10 protein-coding genes are annotated in these 12,765 nt (G+C 32.3%); 5 read left to right on the top strand and 5 right to left on the bottom strand.

Going from position 1 to position 12,765, the window contains the following annotated elements:
- Positions 1 to 68: 68 nt before the first annotated feature.
- Both mhqE and mhqD read left to right on the top strand, forming a co-directional pair.
- A complete protein-coding gene (mhqE, locus tag IDG63_RS01205; protein WP_000002679.1) occupies positions 69 to 1,037 on the top strand; it encodes a ring-cleaving dioxygenase MhqE in 969 nt (322 codons plus the stop codon).
- Between the two features lie 21 nt (positions 1,038 to 1,058).
- Positions 1,059 to 1,652: a methylhydroquinone degradation carboxylesterase MhqD gene (gene mhqD / locus IDG63_RS01200; RefSeq protein WP_000680461.1), complete on the top strand. Its 594-nt coding sequence runs from the start codon at positions 1,059 to 1,061 to the stop codon at positions 1,650 to 1,652.
- A 104-nt stretch (positions 1,653 to 1,756) separates the two neighbouring features.
- Here mhqD and IDG63_RS01195 read toward each other — a convergent pair whose 3' ends face one another.
- The 5 genes from IDG63_RS01195 to uptA all read right to left on the bottom strand — a co-directional run bounded on the left by IDG63_RS01195 (position 1,757) and on the right by uptA (position 8,112).
- Positions 1,757 to 2,836, bottom strand: coding sequence for a YkvI family membrane protein (locus IDG63_RS01195; RefSeq protein ID WP_001549787.1), 1,080 nt, complete (start codon positions 2,834 to 2,836; stop codon positions 1,757 to 1,759).
- A gap of 341 nt (positions 2,837 to 3,177) precedes the next feature.
- On the bottom strand, positions 3,178 to 5,142 hold the full coding sequence (locus tag IDG63_RS01190) for a fructose-1,6-bisphosphatase (RefSeq protein WP_000192173.1): 1,965 nt from the start codon (positions 5,140 to 5,142) through the stop codon (positions 3,178 to 3,180).
- A 373-nt stretch (positions 5,143 to 5,515) separates the two neighbouring features.
- On the bottom strand, positions 5,516 to 6,286 hold the full coding sequence (locus tag IDG63_RS01185) for an ABC transporter permease (RefSeq protein ID WP_000536966.1): 771 nt from the start codon (positions 6,284 to 6,286) through the stop codon (positions 5,516 to 5,518).
- Between the two features lies 1 nt (position 6,287).
- Positions 6,288 to 6,983, bottom strand: a complete 696-nt coding sequence (locus tag IDG63_RS01180; RefSeq protein ID WP_000382903.1) for an ABC transporter ATP-binding protein — start codon at positions 6,981 to 6,983, stop codon at positions 6,288 to 6,290.
- Positions 6,984 to 7,500: 517 nt separating this feature from the next.
- A complete protein-coding gene (gene uptA, locus IDG63_RS01175) occupies positions 7,501 to 8,112 on the bottom strand; it encodes an undecaprenyl phosphate transporter UptA (RefSeq protein WP_000435044.1) in 612 nt (203 codons plus the stop codon).
- Positions 8,113 to 8,658: 546 nt separating this feature from the next.
- Between uptA and IDG63_RS01170 the strand changes: the two genes are divergently transcribed.
- The 3 genes from IDG63_RS01170 to IDG63_RS01165 all read left to right on the top strand — a co-directional run bounded on the left by IDG63_RS01170 (position 8,659) and on the right by IDG63_RS01165 (position 12,668).
- A complete protein-coding gene (locus IDG63_RS01170; RefSeq protein ID WP_000660709.1) occupies positions 8,659 to 9,936 on the top strand; it encodes a pyruvate MFS transporter in 1,278 nt (425 codons plus the stop codon).
- Between the two features lie 193 nt (positions 9,937 to 10,129).
- Positions 10,130 to 10,333, top strand: a complete 204-nt coding sequence (locus IDG63_RS14645; RefSeq protein WP_001641230.1) for a hypothetical protein — start codon at positions 10,130 to 10,132, stop codon at positions 10,331 to 10,333.
- Between the two features lie 511 nt (positions 10,334 to 10,844).
- Positions 10,845 to 12,668 (top strand): FUSC family protein, encoded by a 1,824-nt coding sequence (locus IDG63_RS01165; RefSeq protein ID WP_000586385.1) that lies wholly within the window; start codon positions 10,845 to 10,847, stop codon positions 12,666 to 12,668.
- Positions 12,669 to 12,765 lie beyond the last annotated feature (97 nt).

Below are 12,765 nucleotides of genomic sequence, written 5' to 3'. Positions count from 1 at the left end.
CTAAAAATTTACATTAAAATATCTCGATTTCGAGATAAATACACTAAAAGACAAAGAGGGTATATAAAATGGCAAATAATCATGAACTATTAGGTATTCACCATGTTACAGCAATGACAGATGATGCAGAACGTAATTATAAATTTTTTACAGAAGTACTAGGCATGCGTTTAGTTAAAAAGACAGTCAATCAAGATGATATTTATACGTATCATACTTTTTTTGCAGATGATGTAGGTTCGGCAGGTACAGACATGACGTTCTTTGATTTTCCAAATATTACAAAAGGGCAGGCAGGAACAAATTCCATTACAAGACCGTCTTTTAGAGTGCCTAACGATGACGCATTAATGTATTATGAACAGCGCTTTGATGAATTTGGTGTTAAACACGAAGGTATTCAAGAATTATTTGGTAAAAAAGTGTTGCCATTTGAAGAAGTCGATGGCCAAGTGTATCAATTAATTTCAGATGAGTTAAATGAAGGGGTAGCACCTGGTGTACCTTGGAAGAATGGACCGGTTCCAGTAGATAAAGCGATTTATGGATTAGGACCCATTGAAATTAAAGTAAGTTATTTTGACGACTTTAAAAATATTTTAGAGACTGTTTACGGTATGACAACTATTGCGCATGAAGATAATGTCGCATTACTTGAAGTTGGCGAAGGAGGCAATGGTGGCCAGGTAATCTTAATAAAAGATGATAAAGGGCCAGCAGCACGTCAAGGTTATGGTGAGGTACATCATGTGTCATTTCGTGTGAAAGATCATGATGCAATAGAAGCGTGGGCAACGAAATATAAAGAGGTAGGTATTAACAACTCAGGCATCGTTAATCGTTTCTATTTTGAAGCATTATATGCACGTGTGGGGCATATTTTAATAGAAATTTCAACAGATGGACCAGGATTTATGGAAGATGAACCGTATGAAACATTAGGTGAAGGTTTATCATTGCCACCATTTTTAGAAAATAAAAGAGAATATATTGAATCGGAAGTTAGACCTTTTAATACGAAGCGTCAACATGGTTAATTGGAATGAGGAGGATTTGTGATGAAACATATTTTTAGAGAAGGACAAAATGGTGCGCCAACACTAATATTATTGCATGGTACAGGTGGTGATGAGTTCGATTTATTACCGTTAGGCGAAGCATTGAATGAAAATTATCACTTGTTAAGTATTAGAGGACAAGTTTCAGAAAATGGGATGAACCGTTATTTCAAACGTCTTGGTGAAGGTGTTTATGATGAAGAAGATTTGGCATTTCGTGGACAAGAATTGTTAACGTTCATTAAAGAAGCTGCTGAACGTTATGAATTTGATATTGAAAAGGCTGTGCTTGTTGGATTTTCAAATGGATCAAATATAGCGATTAACTTAATGTTGCGTTCAGAAGCACCATTTAAAAAAGCATTGTTATATGCACCGTTATACCCAGTTGAAGTAACGTCAACAAAGAATTTATCAGATGTCAGTGTGTTGCTTTCTATGGGGAAACATGATCCAATTGTGCCATTAGCTGCAAGTGAACAAGTCATTAACTTGTTTAAGACACGTGGGGCACAAGTCGAAGAAGTTTGGGTGAATGGTCATGAAATTACAGAAACTGGATTAACGGCTGGTCAACAAATACTTGGGAAATAACAGTTCTATTAAGAAGCGGACAGATGGAAAAGATTTTTACTTTTCATCTGCCCGCTTTTTTGATTTTGAAGTGTTGTACTAAATTTTACAATAGTATAGATATTTTAATCAATATGAGATTTGCCGGTAATACGCTTAATTAAACCTTTATAGAGTACAGGTATGAGTAAGATGAAACCGAACAATCCCATAATAGGGAATACTTTTCCAATTAATGAAATGAAACCGATAAATGTACTAATATAAGTGATGACAGCCATTGTAATAATAATGATGAAGTAACGTCTGCTAAATGGAACGCTGAAACGTGACGCAAATGCATACATTAATCCAACAACAGTATTGTAGATGACAAGTATCATAATGACAGACATAATAATACCAATTGACGGAGACATTTGTGTCGCTAATTTTAATGTAGGTAAATCGACGTGTTTAATTTTATCGAATTGAGAAATTAAACCTAGATTAATCATCATGAGTAAAAATGTAATGATTAAACCGCCAATTAAGCCCCCGTATAACGTTGAGTCACGATATTTAACTTTGCTACCCATCACTGATAAGAAGCTGAAGGCAGCAGCAATTTGCAAGCTTGCATAGTTAATCGCATCAAACCACCATCCAGGTGATAATGATTTCTGCTTATGAATCTGAGCATCATTATTAGCGGCAGTAAAATCAAGATGACTCGTTGTGAAATAGTAGACCGCAATCATAATGACAATTGCAATTAAAAATGGAGTAACTCCACCAAGCACAGCAATTAAACGATCGAATTTTAGAAACAGTGTTGCTAAAATAAAGGCGACTAATATGAGTGCGCTCAGCCAATACGGTAAGTTGAAACTTTGATGAATGGTTGACGCACCACCTGCAGTCATAATAATAGCTAAAGACAACATAAACATTGTTAAAATAATATCAAAACCTCTTGCAATAGAGGGGTATAAGAAATAGTTAATTGAATCAGAATGATTTCTGGACTTTAGATGATGACCTGTATGCATGACAACCATTCCACCTAAAGTAATCAATAGTCCTGTTACAATAATGCCTGAAATGCTATATGCGCCATGACTTGTGAAAAACTGGAAAATTTCTTGACCAGTAGCAAAGCCGGCACCAACGACAACACCAACAAAGGCAAATGCCACAATAATGGACTCTTTTAAGATACGCATGATTTAAAAATGTCCCTTCGTAATTTTAAGTAATATAGAAAATGTAACATACATGTTAATGAAAAATATAGTACTAATATAGTATTTTGTTAAATTGAAGTAGAAGCGAGGGCGTCGGTCATTTCATTAATTTATTAGTTGATTTTGCATTTTTTTGCTGTAAAGTTGTTATAATACAGTTAACAGGAATTAGCATAGATACACCAATCCCCTCACTACTCGCAATAGTGAGGGGATTTTTTTCGGTGTAGCTAGGTCGCCTATTTATCATCGCGTTTGCGTAGCCAATGCGTAAACCGCATCAATACAACAGTATACAATACATGCATAAAATGTCGTCTTTAGTCTAAGTAGCGATCATGCATTAACATTTTCAAAATATCTATTTGAGCTTGAAGATCTTTACCAATATTGGTATCACGAATCTTCTTACGTTGTAATTCTTTATCTACGACGCGCTTTATAGAAAGTTCATCGATACCTTCGGAAAGTATTTTTTCTTTAGCGTTAAATTGTTGGTGTGCAACGAGTTGCATACCGAATGAATTATACAATAGTGTATAGCCTGCAATGCCAGTTGTTGACTGATAAGCTTTTGAAAAGCCACCATCAATGACAAGCATCTTTCCATCAGCCTTGATAGGATCTTCGCCATTGATTTCTTTCACTGGTGTGTGACCATTAATAATGCGACCTTCATCTGCATTTAATCCAAAATCACTGAGCATTTTACGAACCATATTCACATCTTCACGTAGATGATAGTATGGATTTTTTTCTTCTTTATGAGAAGCTTTATCTGCAATAAAGTATCGTTCAAACGTAGTCATGGCACGTTTTCCAAATAATGACGAATATTTCCCAGTCCATAAATACCAAACTAAATCCGTCGATAAGTCATCAGTATTTTCTTTTTCATCAAATGATTTACGGACATGATACTCAAACACATCTAATAATTCTTGGCCGCTGTAAGTATGACCATCAATTTCAAATGATTCCATCTCACCATTTTCATCAACTGGAATACAACCATGAATGAGTAAATTGCCATTATATGGTAAGTAAAGAGAGCCTTTACGCATCAAGAAAGACATATGACGACGTAATTTTTCAGATTGTTGGAATGACAATAATAGTTTATTCATGACTTCTTCTTCTTCAGGTAGTAATTCTGCTGGATTATCACGATTGACAGTTTGGAAACATGTGTCTTTCAATGGGTATGTATTACCATAAACTGTAATTTCATTTGTATCATAATTAACCTTTTCAAGCACAAGACGTTCTTCCATTTCGAAATTTGGACGACGTTTAATAATTGGTATTTCTAACTTGAATTGAATCATCGCAATAGCTTGATGAATTTTAGTAATTTGACTTTCTTCACGTTGAGTTAAACGTTCGTGTTTGTCAGGTCTTTTTTTAGGCTTAAAAGCAGGATTATCTGCGTCATAGTATTTTTCAGCTAAAGTAAGCAGTGGTCTTAAATTAATGCCATAAGCGTCTTCGATAATATCTAAATTATCATAGCGTGCACAAATTCGAAGTAAGTTTGCTAAGCATACTTTTGACCCAGCATAGGCTCCAACCCAAAGCACATCATGATTACCCCATTGAATATCTAGGGAATGATAATTAATCAGTGTATCCATAATTTTATCTGGTTGTGGTCCACGATCATAAATATCACCGACAACGTGTAAATGATCGACGACTAAGCGTTGTACGGAATAAGCGAGTCCAATAATTAAATCATCTGCCTGTTTAAGTTCAATTACTTGGTTAACAAGTGTTTCGTAATATGATTTTTTATTTTGATATTCATTACTTTTATACAGTAGTTCCTCAATAATATAAACGTATTGTTTTGGCAATGCTTTACGCAGTTTTGAACGCGTATATTTTGAAGAACAATATTTAATCAACTCAATTAAATGTTCGATTGTTGTGATATACCAGACATTAAGTTGACCGCAACTTTGGAAATCACTTTTAATCAATTTTAATTTGTCTTCTGGATAGTAGACAAGAGCAGTTAAATCATTAAGCTCCTTAGTTGAAAGTCTCTCTTTGAAAATATCATTGATTTTCGCTCGCACATTCCCAGAACCGTTGCGTAATACGTGTTGGAAAGCTTCGTATTCACCATGTAAATCGCTGACGAAATGTTCCGTACCTTTAGGTAATTCTAAAATTGATTCTAAATTGATAATTTCAGTTGCAAGTTTTTCTGGAGTATCAAAATTTTGGGATAGTAAATCTAAATACTTCTTTTTTAATTCTTTTTCAGTAATTTGAGTCATTACGTGTCACTCCTGTAGTATATTTCAAACGTTAGTTTATAAAATAAATGCGCTTACAATGATTATCAAGAAAACGTTAACATTTTTCAATAAGTATGCTTGGATTGATAAAAATAGAGGGCAGGATTTTGGTATTAGGAGTCGTTGCAGTTTAGTTAAGTAAAAGTGGGAAAGTGATATATTTATTTTAAAAATGAGAGGAGGAATTTGTTATATTCACTAGTTTCCTAAAAAATTACGATATGTAAAATGTGGAATTGCCAAAATTTGGATAAAAAAATCCCCGCACCATTATTTGGGTGAAGGGATTTGAAAATGATTTTGAATTACGATGGAATATGTGTGTATTTAGACATTTAATAACTTGAAGTTACTAAATATTTTTCTTCTTGAAAATAAATACTACAAGTATTAAGAAAATAGAAATATAAGCAATATTACCAATAAACAATTCATGAAGTTCTAATTTCGTCGACTTACTAAAGCCTTTTTCAACTGTTTGAAGCATAATATTCATCATATTAATAGGATTCCACTTTAGCCAGTCTATTTTTTCTAAAAGTGCCGTTTGAATAACTGCTAAAATAGAACTTGCAAAATAAAAAACAATACCTACAGCAATGGCTACTCCCGTTGAATTTGTTGCAGATGATAATAGCAACGTTAAGCTTAAAACTAACCAAACGCCAACAAATGTGCCTAAACTAACTAATAATAATTGATTCAATAAAGATAATTGATTACCGCTACTTTCAAATATATTTAAATCATTAAAGAATAAAGACCCAATAACAATTGAAGCAATAATTGTAATAACAAAATAAATTAAAGAAATAATAAATAATGTGATGATTTTGCTAACAATCATAGTTGTTCTTGAATATTCACGATAGAGTAAATTTTTAATCGTACCGTAATGAAATTCCATTGAAATGATTGTACTTGCTTGAATAATTAATAAAAATGCAAACCATGAAAAACCATTATAAGCAGATGTGAAAGATTCCTGTGGCGTAAAAATTTTATTGTATTTTGTAGCAATATAACCTTGAGCAACCATTAGTAGAATAAAGACAATAGGTGCGATAAAAGTTGATTTCTTTTTAAATAATTTGAAACATTCTTGTTTAATTAAAGTTCCCATTTTATGCTTGGTCCTCCCTTTCTATGATTTCTAGTAATACATTTTCTAAATCATTATCTTTAAATTGTTTAAGTTCTTCTTCCGATGTTTCTGTAACAATTTTACCTTTGTTAATAATAAGGATAGAGTTTGTGATTTTAACTAATTCACTTAAAATATGACTCGAAATTAAGAAAGTAACACCTTCTTGCGCTTTTTGGACAATCAATTCACGAACATCTCGCACAGCTTTTGGATCTAAGCCATTCATTGGTTCATCTAAGATAATAAATTGAGGTTCATTTAAAAATGCTATAGCAATTCCTAATTTTTGTTTCATACCAAGAGAATACGTTTTAGCTTTTTTATGAATGTATTCATCCATATGAAGTTGTGAGACAATTTTATCGATATCTTGAGTGTTTTTTGATTCATTCAATAACTTCAAGTTTTCATATCCAGACATAAAAGGATATATTCCTGGATTTTCAATCAATGCACCGATATTGCTTTTGCTGTCTTTGCTGTTAATAACATTAAAATTCCCGCTTTGGAAACTAGAGTAACCTAATATAACTTTCATTAAAGTTGTTTTACCTGCACCATTCGCTCCAACGAGACCAACTATTTGTCCGCGTTTCAGCTTAAATGATACATCTTCGAGAATCGTTTTGTTGCCTATCTTCTTTGTTAAATGTTCTATTGTTAAAACATCCATATCACTATCTCCTTTGCTATTAAATAATCTGAATCTTAAGATTTTATATATAAAATTAATTTTATCACATAGCAATTGTTATAAAAATACGGATTTAAAAAACTTTAATAATATAAAACATAAATATGAATACGAGTATTTTTGTAGCATGCAAATGGCATTGCTACATTTATTAAAATGCGCAATTTGTTATGAGTGACTTTTTTGAATAGAAGGCATATTAAAGTGACGAAAACAGTTTGTGTGGAAGACAGGATAAATTCTGCTTATTTAAGATGATAGTTTGTATTATAGATGGATTGTGAGATGCGTTTGCGGAATAAATGGTACATACTGAGGGAACTGAACTTTTATGGGAAACTTCATTATATCTCTTAACGTAAAGGGTTTTAGATGACTTTCAACTAAAGTATGCCAAATAAACCTAAAAAAGCAGTAAATCATTCCAGCCATCGAAATGATTTTACTGCTTTTTATTTATAGCAATTGAAAATATACCATTATACTAACAACAATATTATTTTACTCTCTTACGTTTGCCAATGTAACGTATAGCAAAGTAAATGACTGCGATAATGATGACAACATACATAATACGTGAATATGTATGAAGACCAGTCATCAACATACCAAAGCTATCGCTCAACGTGCGTCCTAGTAAAATTAAACCGAAATTCCAAATTGTTGTACCTATTAATGAAATAACGGTAAATGTCACAACATTCATGCGGTTTACACCGGCTGGAATGGTAATCAATACACGTAATACAGGTATGAAACGACAGATAAATACAGCCCATACGCCATACTTTTTAAACCAATCATTTGCTCGCTTTAAATCCTTACTTTTCAATTTAATCCACTTACCGTGTCGATCAATAAAGCGATATAGACGTTCTTCTGAAATTAAACGACAGATATAATATAAAATTAACAGCCCTATAAACGATGCGATGGTTGCAATAATAAATAAGGTTAAAATTGATAAATGTGATTTAACAGACATAAGGCCAGCAAATGTCAGAATAATTTCCGATGGTACGATAGGTAAAACATTTTCTAATAAAATTAATATAAAAATGGCTGCATACCCAAAACGACTAATAAATTCAGTGATAATTTGTTCCATTATTAAAAATAAGCTCCTTTAATTTTCAGCAATTGCAGACAAATAGAAACTGGATAAATTCAAATGAATAATGAATGATGTCGTATGCGATGTTGAAACAAGCATTTGTCTTAAAATGTATTATAAGCAATAAATCAAAAAATTGCTTGCTATAAGTACGAAAAGTCAACAAATGATCATCTAAATAACAGGCGCTGCACAATGAATGAGCAATGTAGTTTTATGCAATTTAAAATGAATGTCTAATATGTAAGAAAGCCTGCAATATACGTTTTAAAACACTAGGATTGCAGTATTTTTAATTAACAAATGATAGGCTACTATGTAACTAAAAGTTCCTTTATATCGTTTTAATAGCAAAAGTTAAGCGGAATTTAATAAAATTTTTATAGATTCTATTGTAAACGCTTTCCATGTCTGATAATATTATAAAAAATAACTTTGGTACAATTTTGTGACAAAGTAGGGGTGGACATGCCAGATGTCCGAAAATTTTAACGTTTCAGGGTAAGGTTTAAAAAATTAATTAGGGAAGTAGGAATAGTTATGAAGGAAAAACGAACTAACGTAAGGTGGATGTTCGCGCTTGCGTTCTTCTTTATTGGGGTTATTGCGTATATGGATAGAGCAAACATTTCATATATCGCTAAGCAAATGATGGATGATTTAGGGATGACAAAACCACAATTTGGTTTATTGGCATCATTCTTCTCTCTAGGTTATGCATTAATGCAAGTACCATCGGGGATGTTGGCTGAAAAATTCGGTCCACGTAAGATGATTACTATTGCATTAGTTTGGTGGAGTGCATTTACAATCTTAACGGGTATGATTAAGAACCACGGTTTAATTTATTTAGTGAGATTCTTATTTGGTGTGGGTGAGGCGCCAATGTACCCTTCTAATGCTGTGTTTAACTCATTTTGGTTCTCTAAAAATGAAAAAGGTAGAGCATCAAGTGCATTATTAGCAGGATCATATTTCGGACCTGTATTAGCACCAATAGTTACAATTGCTATTGTTAACGCATTTAACTGGCAAGCAGTATTTTACATTTTTGGTGCAGTAGGTATTTTAATGGCTGTATTATGGGCGATTATTGCCAAAGACTTACCTGAGCAACATAGAATGGTTAATGAAGCGGAGAAACGTTTCATTATGGAAAATCGTGATATCGTAGCTACTGAAAAGTCATCACCACCATGGAATGATTTCTTTAAACGTTTTAGCTTCTATGCAATTGCAATTCAATACTTTGTTGTACAATTTATCATTACATTATTCTTAATTTGGTTACCGACGTATTTAACAGAAGTGTTCCACGTTAACTTTAAAGAAATGAGCATTAGTTCATTACCTTGGTTATTAATGTTCTTCTTAATCTTATCAGCAGGTGCAATTTCTGACCGTGTATTAGGATTAGGTCGTTCAAAATTCGTAGCTAGAGGTGTAATTGCAATCGCAGGATTTATTGTATTTGCAGTTTCAATTATCTTTGCTGTACGTACAGGAAATTTATATGTAAGTATTTTCTGGTTATCACTAGGTCTTGGTGGTATCGGTATTTCAATGGGTATGAGTTGGGCTGCAGCAACTGACTTAGGACGTAACTTCTCTGGTACAGTATCAGGGTGGATGAACTTATGGGGTAATATAGGTGCATTAATCAGTCCGCTATTAGCAGGTCTATTCGTAGAACATTTAGGTTGGACAATGACATTCCAATTGTTAATCGTTCCAGCAGTAATCGCTGTGATTATGTGGTTCTATGTGAAACCAGATCAACCTTTAATTGTTAGTGATGATAAAGCAATAGAAAAATAATTTGAACAAGCAGTAAGCTTTCACATTGTTGGGGCTTATTGCTTTTTTACGTTGAAATTGAAACTTTTTAAAACAGATATGGTTTAAGATGAACGGGAAGTTATTAAAATGATATATGTAAAGAAATAAAGTTTTAAAACATTAGTCAGGTAACGCTTGTAAAAGTACATATAAATTTTAGGAGGTTATACATATGAAGGAAAACTTAGAGAAATATATTAGAAGTTTGCCTCTTATAAGTCTGATTATAAGTATTTTTTTAATTATTTTATACTTCTTAATTTATCGAGTAGAAGGAAATTTTTGTGTAATCATTTTGTACTGCTTACTGCCATTATTTGTAAATACGTCACTATATATATTATACGTAATCATCTTTCGATATTTTAAGAAATGAACTGACATCGAATGTCATTTTAAATAACGAATATAGGAACTATTCAAGCTTATGAGGCAAATATGTTTTATAAACTTTCTTAAATTCACTATAGTTTGGATCATGAACCCTAGGAATAATATGAAGTAAATAAACCTTAAGTCTATGTGAATGTTTTTCTAACCCTAAATATCGTATTCACTAAAATAATTTCAACATGTCACAAATAAATCTTAACTAGCGCAAAGGTGGGCGACCAAAGGTTCAACGATGTTAAATAACATTAGAAATTAATTTTAATTGGACTTTAAAAGTTTTTAAATTTAGATAATTGAGCATAAGGTGTTATAATGACATATGTTGCGTAATTAAAATTTATAGCAACAAATTCATTTTAACTATGCTAATAAAAAGATTATGGAAATATTTTGACAAGGAAAGGAGAAGTCGAAATGACATCTTTTTGACATCACTCATAAAAATCAATCGACTTAACTTAGACTTTTATAAAGGTGTAAGACAGGGACTGTTAATGATTATTCCCGCAATAATCGGTTACTTATGTGGTAATTTCCAATTTGGATTATTAGTTGCAACCGGAACACTAGCCCATATTTATGTTTTTAAAGGTCCGTCGCGATCTAAGCTGCGAACTGTAATAATTTGTAATTTAGCGTTTGCAATATGTATGATGCTTGGTACGCTAACAGCCAAAACGCCACTCGTTTTTGGAATGACATTATTAATTGTTACGGTTATACCATTTTATATATTTACTGCCTTAAAAATAGCTGGACCGTCATCGACATTCTTCATTGTGACATTCAGTCTACCCATTAACTTACCTATAGCTCCCGAAGAAGCATTATATAGAGGCTTTGCGATTTTAGTAGGCGGTATACTTGCCACTATGATGGTGTTAATCACGATCGTATTTTCTAAAAACAAAGCTGAAGAACAAGCAATTCAAAATGATTTTAAACTCATATCTAAGTTGTTACACACTTATAATGATAAATCTGCATTTTTACAAGTAGCAAAAACAGCGGTGGATAATTTTAAAGCATCTGATAAATTATTAATCACTTCTACTTCAAGTAACGATAAATTAAGTAGACGTTTCCAAAAATTATTATTATTACACACATCTGCTCAAGGGATTTATTCTGAACTGTTAGAGTTGAACGCTAAACAAATTCGACCATTGCCAGATGAGTTAATTGAAATGATGGATCATATCATTGCACAACTAGATAATAGTGAGGAAAATGTAAGATATTGGCGAAAAGAAGTGACAGTAACAGAGGAATTTCAAAATTTATTCAACCATATATTGAAAATTGATGAAATGGTGCATGCAAATGAAGCGCGTATTGCGTATGAAGCAGACATGCGAAAACCTTTATATAGTAAACGCATTTATCAAAATTTAACATTAGACTCTATTGTTTTTAGAAATACATTGAGATATACAGCGATTATGATGATAGCGATATTTATTGCGTTAATGTTTGATTTTGAAAAAGCATACTGGATACCGTTATCTGCACATACAATATTACTAGGAACATCAACTATACATGCAATCGAGAGAGGTATGGCACGAGGTTTAGGTACTATTTTAGGTGTGTTAGTACTTTCAGTCATATTGTTGTTTTCAATACCAACACCTGTTGCAGTAATTTTAATGGGCATTGCAGCATTGTTTACTGAAGCATTGGTGGGAGCAAATTATGCGATTGCAGTAGTTTTTATTACAATACAAGTTATTTTAATGAATGGATTAGCATCACAGAATTTAACAATTAACATTGCGTTTCCAAGAGTTATTGACGTTGCAATGGGTATTGTGATTGCAATCATAGGTTTATTTGTCCTTGGACAACGTACCGCATCCGCATTGCTTCCTAATGTAATGGCTGAAGTTGTTCGTAAAGAAGCAACGCTCTTCCATTATTTGTTTTCTGAAAACCAATATAAAGATGATGTGTATCAGAAAAACACGGCTATGAACCTATCTGTGAAATTAAATAACATGACGCAAGTTTATAATGCAGCTAATGGTGAATTATTTAGTGATAAGACATTGATTCAAAATTATTATCCTAGCTTATTCGCATTAGAAGAAATTAGCTTTATGTTAAATAGAGCCATGGCTAATGAAGATAGACTTACAATAAATGAACAATTAATGGGCGAGTATTTAGCAACATTTGAAAACATCGCTAAGCATTTAGAATTAAATACAGAATTAGAAATAAAGATATTACCAGATTTACCACAGTATAATTATATTCAATCAGCAATGATGAATATTCAACACAATAGTTTTTGTGAGAGAGACAAGAACGTTTAAAATAAAATATTTATCAGGTCAGACTAACGTTTGTCTGAAGTTATTATGACGGGAGTCTAAAAAATTGTGTTTAATATGTTTCATTTTATAATTATGG

Origin of the sequence: Staphylococcus sp. EG-SA-14 (assembly GCF_017151935.1) — a bacterium.
In the GTDB taxonomy this organism is placed as follows: Bacteria; Bacillota; Bacilli; order Staphylococcales; family Staphylococcaceae; genus Staphylococcus; species Staphylococcus aureus.
This window is presented reverse-complemented; position numbering and strand designations above follow the sequence as displayed.